We start from the raw sequence: 15,882 nt of genomic DNA on the forward strand, positions 1-15,882 counted from the left end.
CCTAACCCCTAACCCCTAACCCCTATTTCAGTAACTCATCCAGACTGGCATTTTTGTTATTCATAAAAATGTCGTTATGATAGAAATCGAGCTTTTTCATGAGATAGGAGAGTGTCGTGATTTCTGATGGCACTAAATTTCCTACTACGATTCGAGAGACTTTACTCATTTCTGGAAGCACTTTCATTACCTCCATTTTACCCTTGTCTGTTATACTTACCCTCACACTTCTTTTGTCTGTCAAATCAGAGAACTCATGAATGAGCCCTTGTCCAACTAAGCGCTTGATTACTTCCACTCCAGATGTTTTTTCCATTACCTGTTTCGAAATCAATTCGGTTTTGGTCAGGCTTTCAAAAGTGATAAGAGTAATCAAAAAGGCAAATTCGTCAGCAGTTTGAATGATGCTGTCTTGTAAGGCTTTCTTGATATATCCTTTGGCATAACGAAACAACAATGTTACCAAGATCGCCACATCGCTGTTACTCTCTTGTCGTACAGTATCTAAATGTTGCGCTTGGTCGCCGCCCACTTTACGCATCTCAATATCTTTACTTGGACGTTGTGTGTTGAGATACCCCAAGAAATCATCCATGGTATAATCATCTCCACCTTTATATTCTGAATGAAATTTGTCGAGATGTTCTATTACTTCAATTAAAACTTGCTTATTCATGGGTCTCAAAACCGTTATGAAGTGATACGTAATAATGCAAACTGGCATTATTGAGCTTTAGGCAATAAGCTGTAAGCAATGAGCTAGTAATTTCGTATGAAATATTTTGATTCTTTTTGCTTATAGCATAAAGCCTAGAGCTTAAAACGGATAATTTTTTTTCTCAAAGGTACGTAATTATTACTTATTCAACAGGGCAGTGCCTTTGCCCAAAAGCTGTCCAGATTCATTGTAGCAATAAGCCTCAAGAAATTTCTGGTGGGTGTTTGGGGTAGATAACCAATCTATTTCAATAATGAAATCATGGATAGACTGCTTATTTATAATCAAATTAATACAGTGAAAATTAGTGAGCTGGAAATGGTCGCCATATTCCACAAATCGTTTGTATAGCTCAAGGGATTGAAGCAGTAAAGCGTCAATCGAAAAGCTTTTATCATCATTTGGAAAAATATTCTTTTTGGAAAATGATAAACTAAAATTGTCAGCATCAAAATTCCAGGTTTTTAACTCGTAACCAAAAGACTCAATCGATGAATGAGTTATTTGAATGCTGTGCTTGATGGTATCAGGTTTGAGAGTCATGTGATTTATTTTTTGAATTTTTCGAGAAGGTTACCACTAATATATAGCCTATCCATAAAGGTCTTATTGAGTTGCTCTTTGAGTTGTAACTGTTGCACAAGGGCTTTTTGTAAAGCGCTTTCTTGCGTATTTAACTCTGAGGCTTCAAGCTGTCCTGTTTGAAGTCGAGCTTGATAAATATCTAGGTTTTCTTTTAAAAGGGCGATGTTTTTTTCGGCAAAAACAATCTCTTTCTGTAGCCTTTCGATGGTATTGGTGTTTTGTAAAATATCCTTATTTTTTTGAGACTTAAATTCTTCCTTCTGGTTTTCGACTACTGTAAGTTGTTTTTGGAGTTGTTTGCTCAAATTAATGGATTTGTCAGGTGCAAAAATGGGCAGTTTTACCGCTAATCCTACGTAGCTATTGCCAAACCATGAATTAGCCAAAAAGGGATTGATGCTTTGTGTGTATTGGTTGGCGCCAATAAATCCTTGAACTCCCAACGTTGGTCGATATTGGGTTTGTTCAGTTTGAATCTGCTGATTGAGCAGTTGTTCTTTTGTTAAGAATTTCTGAAAATCAATACTTGATTCAAATGTGGTATTGTTGGGCGTATTGTTCAAAACATCGTTGATAGGGATATATGAATCAGATAACAACTTTTCGAGACTGATATTGGTAAGATAGTTCAAGTAAATTTTCTCATTAATCAAGTTTGAAAAAGCCTTCTGAAATGCCGAAAGGTTATTGTTATGATTGATTTTGGCTGTATTCAACTCGGTTTTCAATACTTTTCCTTCTTTAAACTTTGCCTCTAACATAGACATAGAGATATAACTACGAACAGAATCAGAGGCGGACTCTTGACTTTGAAGCTGATAAAGAAGTATTTGACTGTAGGAATTGATTATTTCAAAGACAAAATCTTCTTCTGCTTTTTTGAGATCCCAATTTGCCAAAGACTCATTGATTTTACTTTCCTTAATCTTACTTTTTAGTGACAAATCAATCAAGGGCTGATACACAGTAACGCCTGCATTTTGTTGCCATTTGGTACCAAAACGAATAGCCTGTGTTTCCGAAGTTGGCGTACTGCTAAATAACCCCGTTGGTACTATCTGTGTGGAGATAATCGGGTTGTAGCGGTATTCATACGCTAAGGCAATTTGAGGCAAAAATTTAGATTGAGCATCCAAACTTTTTAGCGCAGCCACAGCAAGATCTGCTTGGGCTGTTTTGATATTAGGTTTATGTTTTAAACCATTTTCGATACATTCATTGACTGTAATTTGAGCATACATGGAATGTACCAATAGCAAACAAATGATGATTAGTATTGATTTCATAAAATATCAAGATATATCAAATGATGAATTAGGAGTGTACGAAGGATAATAAAAACCATTTATTTCGGATATTGGATGTGGGATTTCGGAAGTGTAATCTTTTATATTTTGTAAAAAATAGAGGTATTTTACTTTATTTCCGAAATCAGAAATCCCAAATCCGCAATTCAAACCTAACCGCTATCCTCTAAATACCGAGGCTGGCTCGACGCCGTTGATTTTTTTGATGGCAAACAAAGAGCCTCCCATTGAGATAAATAGCGTAATGATAAACAAGCCCAGTATCTCCAAGCTCGAATAGTTAATCGCTAACCCAGCATTTTCTACGCCTTTTTTGAAACCTAGTAAAAGTGCAAAGGCTATTACAAAACCAATGATGGCAAAAAAGAAGGACTGGAGTAAAATCAAATTTCGCACATAACTGTTGGTTGCACCAATGGCTTTGAGAGTACCATAATCCTTGATACGGTCGAGTGCCGCCGAATACAGTGTGAGCCCAATTATAAAGAAGCCGCTGATGATAGCAAACACAACTAACGACCCAATACTTGTACCGATATTGGAGGAAATAGTAATAAAGCTAATCGTGGAAGCCTGAAGCTCGTTGGCATCCCAAGCACGAATACCATAAAACTTGGTATTAATGCTTTTGATGACCGACGCTACATCGTAGCCTGGTTTTACTTGAATAGCGACGATGCTGACTTTATTTTCAGGAAATCCACCATAGTAACGTGCTTTGCTGAGTGTAGTGTAAAAGAACGCTCCTGCAAAGCCTCTGGCGTTTTTGGTTTGCAGGCTAATTTGGGCTTCCTTTCCATTAATCTCAACTCTAGTGCCTACTTCTAGTTCTGCATCAAAGGTTTTTTGGTCAAAGAATTCTGCCGACATAGCTTGGTCTTGGGCTAGGTCATTGATTTTGCCTTTAAAAACCTTTACAGGATTTGGGCCTGCCACAAAAACAGGTGCTTCACTTCCAATTAATAAAACAGAGGCTGTTTTTCCGTTTTTGAATTTTACTAGACCATTTGATACTACTACTGGGTAAGTATTGGCTACTCCATCAACACTTCTAATTTCTCGAACGTACCGTTCGTCTAGCTTGCCAAGTTCGTTGGCATTGCGGGTAATATTGTCGATGACCCAAATTTGGGCAATATCCTTACGGGAGTTTTCTACGAGTCCTCCCATTAGCCCTGTCAAGAAGCCAAGGATACCAATTTGTTGACCAATCAGGAAAATACTAATCACAATACCTACGATTACGCCAATACTTTTGGCGGTGTCGTATTTGATAAATTTAAAGGCCGTTTGTATCATAGCTTGATGTTACATTCAATTTTGGCATTGATTACGAGGTTCTTATCATCAACTACGGAAATGCGTATTTCACGAACTCTTCGATCTTCTTGGTCATCTGCTTTTTCAGAAAAGAGCGATTTCTTTTTCAAGTAAGGAGCCATCGACGAAATTTGCCCTTTTGCAATAACATTGCTACTACCAATATTGACAATTTCGACAGCGTCACCAATTTTGATACTGCTACTAAACATTTCATCTACCTCGGCTCTGATGATAAGCTTTCCTTGAGGAGCCACCTCTGCATAGCTGGCAAATTGACTAACAGATTCGCCTTGATTGACGGTTCTGTCAAGGATTATACCCGAAAAAGGAGCTCTGAATATCTTTTTGTTAGCCTCACGGTAAAGGGTTTGTAATTGTGTTTGAAGTTCATTCAACTCACTATTTGCCAATTGTACTTGCGTTTTGGCAGCGCTGAGATTGGCTTCCAAAACCTCTAGGTCTGTTGTTAAATTATCGTAGACTTGTTGGGTTTCGGCACCCTTAGCAATCAGCTGTTTTGCTCTTTCCAAAAGTAGTTTTTTGTTTTTTAGATTGGCCGTAACCTCTGCTACTTTCGATTGTGAAATGTCTATTTGAGTACGTTGAGTCGCTATTTTGACTTTCAATTCATTGATTTTATTTTGTTCGGTATCGTCATCGAGTTGTAAAATAACTTCATTGAGTTGTACCTTGTCACCATCATCTTTCATGACTTTTTTGACAATACCTCCCACAGGTGCCGATAGCTTAATAATACCTTCTTGTGGTTCTACTCTTCCGATGGCTACTACCAATTTTGTAGGAGCTTTAGGATTGGATTGTTTTTGATTAGATGATTCTTTTGACTGGTCTTTATTACAGCTCATCAGTAGAGCTACTGATAGGCACAATAGTATGTAATGCTTCATTTGGAAAGTTATTTTGAATGAAAGTACAAAAGCATATTTCTAAAAAATCAAACTCTTTTTGGTATACGTAACAAACCTTAGTTGTCAGTTATAGGAGCATATCTTCCTCTTCCTGATGGTCGGAAATCATACCGTTGTTGACGTAAATAATTCTATCTGCGAACTTTTTTAATCGTAAATCGTGGGTAACAACCGCCACAGATTTCCCTGAAGTCGAGAGTGTTTTGAGCTCTTCCATGACTACGGATACGCTTTTGGTATCGAGGGCTGCTGTAGGTTCATCGCATAGCATCAATGGAGGGTTGGTTACTAGCGCACGAGCAATGGCAACTCTTTGTTGTTGTCCACCACTCAGCATCTTCGGAAGGTTATACATACGGTCTTCCATACTTACCTTGCGTAAGGCCTCTGTAGCGCGCTGACGTGCTTCTTTTCTAGAAATGCCTAATAATAATAGTGGTTGCATGACATTTTCGAGGGCATTGAGTGGTGCCAATAAATTGAAGCTCTGGAAAACGAATCCAATATTTTGAAGGCGAACCTTAGCAAGTTGATTCTGATTAAGCCCATTGATTACTTGGTCGCAAATAGTAACCTCGCCCGTACTCGGGAAAATCACACAGCCTAGGAGTGATAGCAAAGTAGTTTTTCCAGAACCCGAAGGGCCTATAATGAGTGTTAACTCATTTTTTCGGAATTCACAGCTAGAAGGTTGTAGGGCAGTAATTACTGTATCGCCAGTTTTGTACTGCTTTGAGGCATTAGATACACTTGCTACAATTTCCATAAATAGTACGATAACATTTTACTTTGTCAAAAGTAATACAATTATTAGTATTTTATATATGTTTTCGTACTATATTTTTTATAATAGTTCAAAAACATATATAAAACCTCTGGAACTGGTAAATTGTTTGAAGAAGTTTTAGGAAGTGTTAAAAGGTATTGAATGCAGGAATTGTATACGATTGATTTTCAGTTTTAAAACTGCTTAAAAAAGTAAGTTCAAGACTGAGTCTTGAACTAGTAGAGGCAAAAAATGGCTATTTAAAAACTAAAACCTACTCTAATACTTAATCGATTGAATACTTCGGTAGATTTTTGGAGTTTTTCTGTCACGGAGGATTCTTGATAACGATAGCCGAGTCCGAGTAAAAATCCGTTATTTTCTTGAAAAAGAAGTTTGATACCTAGACCCACCGCAAAGGTTGCACCGCCTTGGTATTTGATGGTCGGAACATCATTGGATGTTGCATTGATACTATATCCTCCCTCCACAAAGTAAAATGGAATTTTGGCGGAGGTCGTACTTAAATCACCGCGAACACTCAGCACAACAGGGACAAAAGTCTGAACGGCATACAAATCTGCCCCTACACCAACGCCAAGATAGAGGAGCGGATTGAATCTATATCCGTTGGTTGTTTGAAACGAGAAAGCTGAGGTTGTAACACCATTGGATGCTCGATTACTCATGGCAAGCGGCCCGAGTTCGGTATAATTGACAAATCCTTTTCTTTTATAAGTTGTTTTTCCAAAATTCTGACTCAGGGTATCTACTTGTTGGATTTCTGAATTAGTAAAAACCCATATAGATTGATCAATGGTTTGGATAGCAACTGAGGAGGCATCCGAATTTAATATTTTTCCTAAAATTTGACTTCCATTCTTCAGATGTACACGATGCTGCGCTATACCAATAGTCTGATTTATCAAAAAAATGAATGCTAGATAAAAGGTCTTAATGAGATAGTTTTTCATAATATTATTGGTCTAGCCATGTCTTAAATTCTGAACATCGCTCTTTGGATACATAAATTTCTGATTCAAAGTTTGGCTTAAGTTTGACAAGCAAACGCCCGTTGTAGACGGCTTTGACAGTCGCAATAGAGGCAATTTTGGTAATGACTTTTCGGTTGAGACGAAAGAAAAAGTCTGGCTGCAAAAGCTGTTCGAGTTGCTCTAAAGTGTAATCAATGATATATCGTTTGGCATCGTGGCAAACCAAATACACGATTTTGTCGTCAGCAAAGAAGTAGGCAATTTCGTCCAGTGTTTTATACTGTAGCGTATCGCCAAACTTGACCAAAAACCTAGATTTATACTTTTTCTGATTGGTTTCTATACTCTGGATAATTCGCTGAATGTCAAGCGAGTCGATGGATTTTCTATCGTAGCTGAGCTGATGATATTTGTTGAGCGCTTGGCTCAAATCTTCAAAATCCAATGGTTTTAGAAGATAATCTATGCTATTAATTTTGAAGGCCTGAATCGCATATTGGTCATAGGCTGTCGTAAATATGACAGGATTTTTGACAGGTATTTTCTTGAAAATATCAAAACTTGAACCGTCTGCCAAATGTATATCTACCAATAACAGGTCTGGTTCTTGATGTTTGACAAGCCAATTGGTAGCTTTTTCAACCGAGTCGACGGTGTCTACCACATTAATGTTTTGGTCGTACTCAAGGAGCAAACTTTTGGCTCGTTGTGCAGAGTGATATTCGTCTTCAATAATCAATACTTTCATAATAGATCTTCAGAGGATAATTTAATAATGGGAATTTTTACCAGAAATTCATGTGTAGTTTTAATCACTTCTACCTTCAAAGGACTCAAGAATTGATAGCGTTGAATGATATTACTCAAGCCTTTATTGGTGGATTCTGTAGTATTAACCAGTTTGGGTTGTAAGTTGTTTGATAAAACTAAATAAGGGTGTTCGGTATAGAGTGTGATTTTCAAAGGACTGGCGCTGGTAGCAATATTGTGTTTGATGGTATTTTCGAGTAACATTTGTAATGCCATCGGTACAATTTGCCAATTGAGGTATTGTTCTTCTACCTTGATTTCAACAAGAATACCTTCATAAAAACGCTTTTGTAAAAGAAATAGATAGGATTTAGTGAAATCTAGTTCCTCTGAAATGGTAATCAATTCTTTATCGTGGTGTTTTAAAACATATCGATAAACATTGGAAAATTGTTTAACAAACTGGATTGAGCTGGTGGTATCGGTGCTAATCAAAGAACTTAAAACACTCAGGTTATTGAATAAAAAATGAGGGTTTATTTGATTTCGAATAGCCTGAAGTTGTGCTTGAGTACTGATTTGACGGAGCTTTTCGGTTTCTAATGCCATCATTTCAAACTCATGAACGTACAAATAAATGGTATTTAGAATATTGAGAAAAAGGTTGATTCTGAAAGCAAACATCAAAAATAGTTTGATTAATAAACCGAAAGAATCATTGTGTTTGACTTCCCAAATGCTTGCAAAGATGTATCCCAAGCCAACAGCCAAAATAGCGGTAAGCAAAATGCTGCTAGCCATACCCAAAAGGAGTTTATACCATAGTTTGGGATAATGAAATCGAGAAATAAATAAGAAAATAAGCCTATTCCCTTCCCAAATACCCAAAATTAATAGGAAGAACAAGAACAATAGCTCTGGCTCTTTCAAAGGAATAGGATAGTAGTTGAGGGTTTCGGTAACTAGTGTATTGGCAAAAGAATACACAGTGAGAATAGCAACCCACAAGAAACGAAACGAATGAGCATATAGACTTTGCATAGATTAAGTAGAAAGAGTGGTATATCGATAACGGTTTTGTATGCGGGTATGTTTGAAAATAAATAACCCCCGTCCAAGGTCGACGAGGGCTAAGTAAAGACACTATCTACTATTTATGGTAACAATACTTTGTCGATTACATGGATTACGCCATTTGTAGCCAAAATATTAGCTGAGGTAATATTTGAGTTTCCACTTGATTTGCCAATCACTTTAGCTCCACCTGCTAAGTTGAATGTCACTTTCGCTGCTGAATTAGCGGTTGCAACCTCACCCGAAACATTTGGTAGGTCTGTTGAGAATACACGTCCTGGTACGACATGGTACAACAATACATTGGTCAATAACGTACGATTGGCTGGGTCTAACAAGGTTGCTTTTGGAACAGTTTTATAAAGTTCTGTAAAAGCAGCATTAGTAGGAGCAAAAACGGTTAGTCCGTTTGCTGATGCCTGAGAAAGGGCTGTTGCCACAGCTGGATCGGCAGCAGTCACTAGACTTACAAGCTCAGTGAAGTTGCTATTTTCTGCCGCAATCGTAACCAAGTTTTTGGTTGGAGGTACAATCACATTATCAATTACGTGAATTACGCCATTTGATGCATCCACATCCGTAGCAATTACTTTGATATTTCCGTTGATAAATACGCCATCTGCGTTTTTCGAAATATAAATTGGGCTACTAGGGTTTAGTGTTTGTACCGTACCCGAAGTCACATTGGCAGCCATTACCTCTCCCGAAACCACATGGTTGGTCAGGATATTGGTAAGGTCGGTGTTATTAACACCATCCAAACTAGTAATACCAGCTTTTGTAAATGCTGTATTATTAGGAGCGAATACCGTAAACGGTCCCGTCGCTTTTAGCGCAGTTACTAGATTGGCTTTAGTTAAGGCAGAAACTAAGGTGCTAAATTGTGGATCAGCAATGGCAACATCTGTGATGTCTTTTGTCATGACAGTGTTGTTTTCGTCGTCTTTTGAGCATGCGCTCAAGCCAAGTAATACGAAACCTAATAAGGCTAGTCCGGTTTTTCTAAGGTTTTTCATAAGTATAAAGGATTAATGTTTAATTCAACTTTATAACTTGAGCTCCTTGAAATTGGATATTGAAAATGGAGTGAAGCGACTATATTATGGTGCGAATACTAAGTTCTTTTCCGTGAACTGTATTATGGTAGCCTTGGATTTAGGAGGTGTTTTAAATAAAAATTGTGCTATACATTTGATTCAAAATGTATAGCGCAATGTAGAAGTATAGCTTTGTTTTCTAATAAAGTAACAAAAACACAGCAATGCCCGCAAAATAACCCAATAGGGCAGGAAGACTGATTTTACGCATATACCAGATAAAATCAATTTTTTCCATACCCATAACTGCTACACCTGCCGCCGAACCTATAATTAAGATACTTCCGCCTGTACCAGCACAGTATGCCATAAATTCCCAAAGTTTACTATCGACAGGATATTGAGCCAAATCATACATGCCCATCGACGCAGCCACTAAAGGAACGTTGTCGATAACGGCAGAAGCTAATCCAATCGTAGTGACAATAATATCTTGATTACCAATAGTTTTATCCATCCACATAGCCAAATTTGTAAGTAAATGCGTTGATTCCAAGGCCGCAATGGCAATAAGAATCCCCAAGAAGAATAGAATACTTGAGGTATCAATTTTACTAAGAGCGTGTGCTACCGAAAATGGCTTGCGCTCTTCTTCGTCTTTTCCACTATGTAAAATTTCGGAAACAACCCAAACGATTCCTAGTCCTAATAGAACTCCCATATAAGGAGGTAAATGTGTTATAGTTTTGAAAATTGGTACAAATAATAAACTTCCTAGCCCCAGAACAAGCATAATGGTTGAGTTTTGAGCCTCTACAATGAGTTGATGTGCATTTTCGGACGAATGGATATCCTCTTCGGCAGGTAAAGATTTTACTTTTCCTTTGAGTCGAGAGGTCATAAACAACAGTGGAATTAACAAAGAAATCAAGCTTGGTAAAAATAAGCCTTTCATGATATTACCTGCGGTGATTTGTCCTCCAATCCACAACATGGTGGTAGTAACATCCCCAATCGGAGACCAAGCTCCACCTGCATTGGCGGCAATGATTACGATACCTGCAAAAAGCTTACGCGTCTCTGGGTCTTTAATTAACTTACGTACTACCGAAACCATCACAATGGCAGTAGTTAGATTGTCTAAAGCGGCAGACAAAAAGAAAGTAATCAGTCCTAAAATCCAGAGAAGCGTTACTTTATTTTTAGAAGTAATACGGTCGGTAATAAGTTTAAAGCCTTGGTGAGCATCAACGAGCTCCACAATGGTCATAGCACCTAATAAGAAGAAAAGGATTTCGGCAACACTTCCTAAATGGTGTGAAAGCTCGTCGACTACCTTTTCTGGTTCGTGGGCACTTCCGAGTGCATAGACCGTCCAGCAAGCCACGCCTGTAAGTAATGCTGTTGCTGTTTTATTGACTTTGATAGGATGTTCGAGAGCGATGGCCAAATAGCCAACCACAAATACAATGATGATAGTCGATAACATAATAAAAGGGATAATGATACTCGATAGAGCCTCGAAAGTAGCAAAATACAGTATAAAGTCAAAACCCCTGCTTGGAAGAACCAAAACAGGGGTTTTATATGAGTGATGAATGGCGAGTGATGAATTATGAAAGCAAATCTGGCTTACTAATCTTTGTTCCCTCCAATGTCAAATATCACTTTTAGTACATCAATACTTATTTCAATTTAGCAACAGCAGTTTTAATTCTTTCGCAAGCTTCTGCTAATTGTTCGTCAGCAGCAGCAGTTGAAATACGCATACAGTTTGGCGCACCAAAGCCCGAACCAGCTACAGTAGCAACAAAAGCCTCAGCCAACAACCACATACAGAAATCATCTGAATTGTTGATCGTTGTTTTGCCATCTGTTTTACCAAAGTAGTAGCTAATATCAGGGAATGCGTAGAATGCACCGTCTGGCATATTTACTTTGAAACCTGGGATTTCACGTAACAAACCAACTACAAGGTGACGACGACGGTCGTAAGCTTCCTTCATTTTGTAAGCCTCATCCAAAGGACCATTGAAAGCAGCAGTAGCAGCTTTCTGAGCGATTGAACAAGTACCAGAAGTAACTTGACCTTGTAATTTCTCAAGACCTTCAGCAATCCATTTAGCAGATGCTGTAAAACCAATTCTCCAACCAGTCATCGCATGACCTTTTGCAACACCATTTACAGTGATTACACGGTCTTTGATAGCTGGAATAGAACCGATTGAGAAGTGACCACCCGCTGTAAAGTTGATATATTCATAAATCTCGTCAGCTAAAACGAAGATATTTGGATGTTTTTCAACAATAGCAGCAATAGCTCTCAATTCTTCTTCAGTATATACCGAACCAGTAGGGTTGTTTGGAGAAGCAAACATCACCAATTTCGTTTTAGGTGTGATTGCTGCCTCAAATTGCTCTGGAGTTACTTTGAAGTTATTATCAAAAGCACCTTCTACAATTACAGAAGTACCTTCAGCTAATTTTACCATTTCAGAGTATGATACCCAATAAGGAGCAAAGATGATTACTTCTTCGCCAGGGTTTACCAATACCGAAATAGCATTTGCCAATGCGTGTTTTGCTCCTGTAGAAACTACGATATTTTCTGGACCCCACTCAAGGTTGTTGTCACGTTTTAATTTATCGGCAATTGCTTTACGCAAGTCAGGATAACCAGCCACTGGTGAGTAACCGTGAAAACCAGCATCGATAGCGTCCTTAGCAGCATCACAAATGTGCTTTGGTGTTTTGAAATCTGGTTCACCTACAGATAAACTAATCACTTTGTGACCTTGAGCTGCCAATTCGCGAGCTTTTTTGGTCATTCCCAACGTAGCCGACTCTTCTAATGCGTTGATTCGACTTGATAATAATTCGACAGACATTGTTTTTGTTGTTTCGGATTATGAAAAAAACGAGGAAGATTTGAGCAAATTACAGTCACCCCCAAAATTGCACAAAGTTACTTGAAGGAGATTGCTTAAACTAACTTTTTTTTGATTAATTAATATTGGCTTTTATTTTTTGTAAACTTGACAAAAAAAAGATGCTTAAATTACTGAAATGGTAATTTTTGGGGGTCAGGGGATAGGGTGAGGCACTAGGAGATAGGGTATAGGCACTAGGGTATAGTTTTTAGTTTTAGTGAACAGGCACAAAGGCACAAAGTGTTTGAGTGTTTTTTTAGGGGATAGGGGTGAGGCGCTAGGTGAATGGCTAACAATATGCAAGTTTTCCACTTAGCGGGTGAATTTATTCACCCATAACGAAAAAGTTTAAAAAGCTTCAATGGGGTGTTCAAGTTTTTCTGATTGCTCATTGACAAAGAATTCAGTATTTTGCAGGTGAAGAGTAGGCTATATTTCCGAAATCCAACATCCGATATCTGAAATCAATAACTCAATCCTTCGTACAGTACGAACTTGCAATTCACCATTTTCAACCTCTCCATTATTAGCCAAACCTATATTTGTATGAGTCATTCGCACGATTTAATCCATTGTAAAAACTGTCAAAACGAATACCACGGGCACTATTGTCCGAACTGTGGACAAAAAGCTACTACCAAAAGGTTGGTTTTCAACGATATATTTTCGGAACTGCTCAATGCCTTTACCTATTTTAATAGAGGCTTGTTATATACCTTAAAAATGATGAGTACTCGTCCAGGGCATTCGGTGCGGGAGTATGTACAGGGAAAAAGAGTGAATCATTTTCATCCTGTCAACTATCTTTTATTGATTGGCGGGGTGGCTACTTGGATTTACATTCATTATTGGGATGACTTGTTCAATATGAATGTTATGATGCAAAATATGAATACAAAAGAACAAAAAGCTATAATGCCCTTTGTCAAAAAAGCCCTCCATTTTGCCTTTGAAAATTATACCTATCAACTTATGATTAGTATTCTTTTGTATGGTTTTTTTTCGGTTAAAATTTTGGGAAAAGAGCGTTATAATTTGGTCGAAGGTATTGTTTTACATTTATTTGTGATTTCACATTCTGAGTTGATAAAGTTGTTTTTATTTCCTTTTTTGATTTTTACAAAACAAAGTATCATTGGCTTCTATATTCAATCTCTCATGTCCTCTCTCATTAGCATCGTATATATGATTTGGGCGTATAAGCAGTTTTTCGAGGAGAAAAGCACTTGGTCAGCGATTGGAAAAACATTACTTTCTATATTCGCAGCGGCTATCGTAATTGCCGTGATTTCTGGTTTTGGAGGATTCTTTATCTCGCTTTTTGGAGATAAAGCCGCCTTGATAAACGCTGTGACTGGAGGAAAATAAATAAGAGTGCTGGGAGATAAATTTTGAGTTCGATGTATTGTACTAAACCAAAGTACACAGTTGACAGCCCAAAGCCCATTATACATAATTGATTTTAAAATGAAAATATTACATACTGCAGATTGGCATTTGGGTAAAAGATTGGATATGTTCTCTCGTTTGGAAGAACAACGAGAGGTACTAGCCGAAATCGTGGAGATTGCCGACAAAGAGGACGTAGATGCCGTGATTGTAGCGGGTGATTTGTTCGATAACTTTAATCCTTCTTCTGAAGCCACCGAATTGTTGTATTCAACTTTACACAGATTGTCCAAAAATGGTACACGAGCCGTGATCGCCATTGCAGGAAATCATGATTCTCCTGAGCGTATCGAAGTGCCCGATGCTTTAGCCCGTGCTTGTGGAATCGTGTTTGTGGGCTATCCTAATGCGTATTTGCGTCCGTTCTCTACCGAGGGAGGCATTGAGGTGTTGCATGTAGATAATGGATATATTGAGTTGGCATTACCCAAGCAGCAAACGCCTCTACGTTTGATTTTGACACCATACGCCAACGAGGTGCGCTTGAAAACCTATTTGGGAGTGGAGGATACAGAAGATAGCCTCCGCCAGCATTTGGCACAGCATTGGAAGCAGTTGGCAGACCAATATTTCGACGAAAAAGGGATTAACTTTTTGGTAACACACCTCTTTATGATGAAAAATGGAGGAGAACAGCCAGAGGAACCAGATGATGAGAAACCGATTCTCCATGTAGGAGGAGCATCAGCTATTTTCTCTGAAAATATTCCTCCTCAAACGCAGTATGTAGCTTTAGGACACTTGCACAGATTCCAAACGATTGATACAGAACCTTGTCCGATTATTTATTCGAGTAGCCCTTTGGCGTATAGTTTTTCGGAAGCTAATCAGACCAAATATATTATTGTGGTAGAGGCAGAAGCTGGTCAGCCTGTCAATGTGTTACCTATTGCCTTAACCAAAGGTAAAAAATTATTACGAAACAAATTTACCGAAATAGAGGAGGCTATGACTTGGTTGGAAGACAACCAAGATGCCATTGTTCAGATTACGATGGTAACAGAAAGTTACTTAGAATCGGCAGATAAGAAAAGGCTAATGGAGTCGCATCCGATGATGATGCCTATTATCCCTGAGGTAAAAAATCTGCAAAAGGGAAATGATGGGACTTCCAAAATTGTGAGTATAGATAACAAAAGCATGGAAGAGCTTTTTGTGGAATATTTTAAAAATAGCAAAGAAGGAAAAGGTCAAGCCCCAAGCGAATCATTGATGGAGCTTTTTAAAGAAATACAATCAGTAGAGATTTTTGAATAAATTTTGTCGAGTAGGCAACGGTTTTTGTCGACCAGCAGTCATGTACTTATGAAACGTTTCAACTATATTTTTTAATCTCATAAAAGTTAAACCAATAAGTACACATGAAAAAACAATTGTTATTATTGTTGATGGCTGTCGTGGGCCTTTATATGGTAGCTTGTCAATCACAAGATGGTGCTACACCTTCAAGTGATGGTGATTTAGAGGCAATCCAAGTGTCAGCTGCACGTACTGCTGCTGATTCGACCACAAAAACTAAATGTAAAGGCAAATTAACGCCTATTGATTCTACCGCTCTACCTAGCAAGGTTATTTCTTATATCACTACTAACTACGCAGGAGCACAAGTGAAATTTGCGGCGACAGACTCATTAGGACAATATGTTGTAGGAATATCTTTGAATAGTACACATACAGGATTATTGTTTGATGCAAGCGGTAATTTTATTCAAATTATCGAAAAATATGGCAAGAAAGCTAAACTAACAGCAGTAGATATTACAACGCTACCTGCTTCAGTGACTAGCTATGTTACGACCAATTATTCAGGTTATACCATCAAAAAAGCAGGGACTAATGCCGATGGAAACTTGTTTGTAGGCATCGCAAATGATACAACTAGAGTGGTCTTGATATTTGACTCGGCAGGTACTTTTGTTAAAGTAGCTGATATTCCTCCAATGAATGGTGGTCGTGGCAAAGGCAAAGGTAGAGGACATTGATTTATCTGATTTGAAAATTAGGGAATTTGAAGATTTG

At 38.0% G+C, this 15,882-nt stretch carries 15 protein-coding genes; 3 read left to right on the forward strand and 12 right to left on the reverse strand.

Annotation, left to right across the window (positions count from 1 at the left end; genetic code table 11):
• Positions 1–22 precede the first annotated feature (22 nt).
• The 12 genes from GVN22_RS08325 to GVN22_RS08380 all read right to left on the reverse strand — a co-directional run bounded on the left by GVN22_RS08325 (position 23) and on the right by GVN22_RS08380 (position 12,372).
• The gene (locus GVN22_RS08325; protein ID WP_166550573.1) at positions 23–676 is read right to left on the reverse strand and encodes a MarR family winged helix-turn-helix transcriptional regulator; all 654 of its coding nucleotides are present in this window, start codon (positions 674–676) and stop codon (positions 23–25) included.
• A 180-nt stretch (positions 677–856) separates the two neighbouring features.
• Positions 857–1,261 (reverse strand): hypothetical protein, encoded by a 405-nt coding sequence (locus GVN22_RS08330; RefSeq protein ID WP_166550574.1) that lies wholly within the window; start codon positions 1,259–1,261, stop codon positions 857–859.
• Positions 1,262–1,266: 5 nt separating this feature from the next.
• The gene (locus GVN22_RS08335; RefSeq protein WP_166550575.1) at positions 1,267–2,589 is read right to left on the reverse strand and encodes a TolC family protein; all 1,323 of its coding nucleotides are present in this window, start codon (positions 2,587–2,589) and stop codon (positions 1,267–1,269) included.
• 180 nt (positions 2,590–2,769) lie between these two features.
• On the reverse strand, positions 2,770–3,909 hold the full coding sequence (locus GVN22_RS08340; RefSeq protein WP_166550576.1) for an FtsX-like permease family protein: 1,140 nt from the start codon (positions 3,907–3,909) through the stop codon (positions 2,770–2,772).
• Positions 3,906–4,841 carry an HlyD family secretion protein gene (locus GVN22_RS08345; protein ID WP_166550577.1) on the reverse strand — a complete coding sequence of 312 codons (936 nt, stop codon included), beginning with the start codon at positions 4,839–4,841 and terminating at the stop codon, positions 3,906–3,908. Before GVN22_RS08345 ends, GVN22_RS08340 begins: the two co-directional genes overlap by 4 nt.
• Before the next feature lie 88 nt (positions 4,842–4,929).
• A complete protein-coding gene (locus GVN22_RS08350) occupies positions 4,930–5,628 on the reverse strand; it encodes an ABC transporter ATP-binding protein (RefSeq protein ID WP_166550578.1) in 699 nt (232 codons plus the stop codon).
• 260 nt (positions 5,629–5,888) lie between these two features.
• Positions 5,889–6,602, reverse strand: a complete 714-nt coding sequence (locus GVN22_RS08355) for a hypothetical protein (RefSeq protein WP_205690820.1) — start codon at positions 6,600–6,602, stop codon at positions 5,889–5,891.
• Between the two features lie 4 nt (positions 6,603–6,606).
• Positions 6,607–7,371, reverse strand: coding sequence for a LytTR family DNA-binding domain-containing protein (locus tag GVN22_RS08360; RefSeq protein ID WP_166550579.1), 765 nt, complete (start codon positions 7,369–7,371; stop codon positions 6,607–6,609).
• Entirely contained in the window at positions 7,368–8,414 is a 1,047-nt protein-coding gene (locus GVN22_RS08365; RefSeq protein WP_166550580.1) for a sensor histidine kinase, read from the reverse strand. The genes GVN22_RS08360 and GVN22_RS08365 overlap by 4 nt, the downstream gene beginning before the upstream one ends.
• 113 nt (positions 8,415–8,527) lie before the next feature.
• A complete protein-coding gene (locus GVN22_RS08370) occupies positions 8,528–9,463 on the reverse strand; it encodes a fasciclin domain-containing protein (RefSeq protein WP_166550581.1) in 936 nt (311 codons plus the stop codon).
• Between the two features lie 220 nt (positions 9,464–9,683).
• On the reverse strand, positions 9,684–10,973 hold the full coding sequence (gene nhaD, locus GVN22_RS08375; protein WP_166550582.1) for a sodium:proton antiporter NhaD: 1,290 nt from the start codon (positions 10,971–10,973) through the stop codon (positions 9,684–9,686).
• Positions 10,974–11,169: 196 nt separating this feature from the next.
• Positions 11,170–12,372, reverse strand: coding sequence for a pyridoxal phosphate-dependent aminotransferase (locus tag GVN22_RS08380; protein ID WP_166550583.1), 1,203 nt, complete (start codon positions 12,370–12,372; stop codon positions 11,170–11,172).
• Positions 12,373–12,960: 588 nt separating this feature from the next.
• Here GVN22_RS08380 and GVN22_RS08385 point away from each other — a divergent pair.
• The 3 genes from GVN22_RS08385 to GVN22_RS08395 all read left to right on the forward strand — a co-directional run bounded on the left by GVN22_RS08385 (position 12,961) and on the right by GVN22_RS08395 (position 15,845).
• Positions 12,961–13,782: a DUF3667 domain-containing protein gene (locus GVN22_RS08385; RefSeq protein WP_166550584.1), complete on the forward strand. Its 822-nt coding sequence runs from the start codon at positions 12,961–12,963 to the stop codon at positions 13,780–13,782.
• 99 nt (positions 13,783–13,881) lie between these two features.
• The gene (locus GVN22_RS08390; RefSeq protein ID WP_166550585.1) at positions 13,882–15,120 is read left to right on the forward strand and encodes an exonuclease subunit SbcD; all 1,239 of its coding nucleotides are present in this window, start codon (positions 13,882–13,884) and stop codon (positions 15,118–15,120) included.
• Between the two features lie 104 nt (positions 15,121–15,224).
• Entirely contained in the window at positions 15,225–15,845 is a 621-nt protein-coding gene (locus GVN22_RS08395) for a PepSY-like domain-containing protein (protein ID WP_166550586.1), read from the forward strand.
• Positions 15,846–15,882 lie beyond the last annotated feature (37 nt).

Origin of the sequence: Cellulophaga sp. BC115SP (assembly GCF_009905545.1) — a bacterium.
Lineage (GTDB): Bacteria > Bacteroidota > Bacteroidia > Cytophagales > Spirosomataceae > Flectobacillus > Flectobacillus rivi.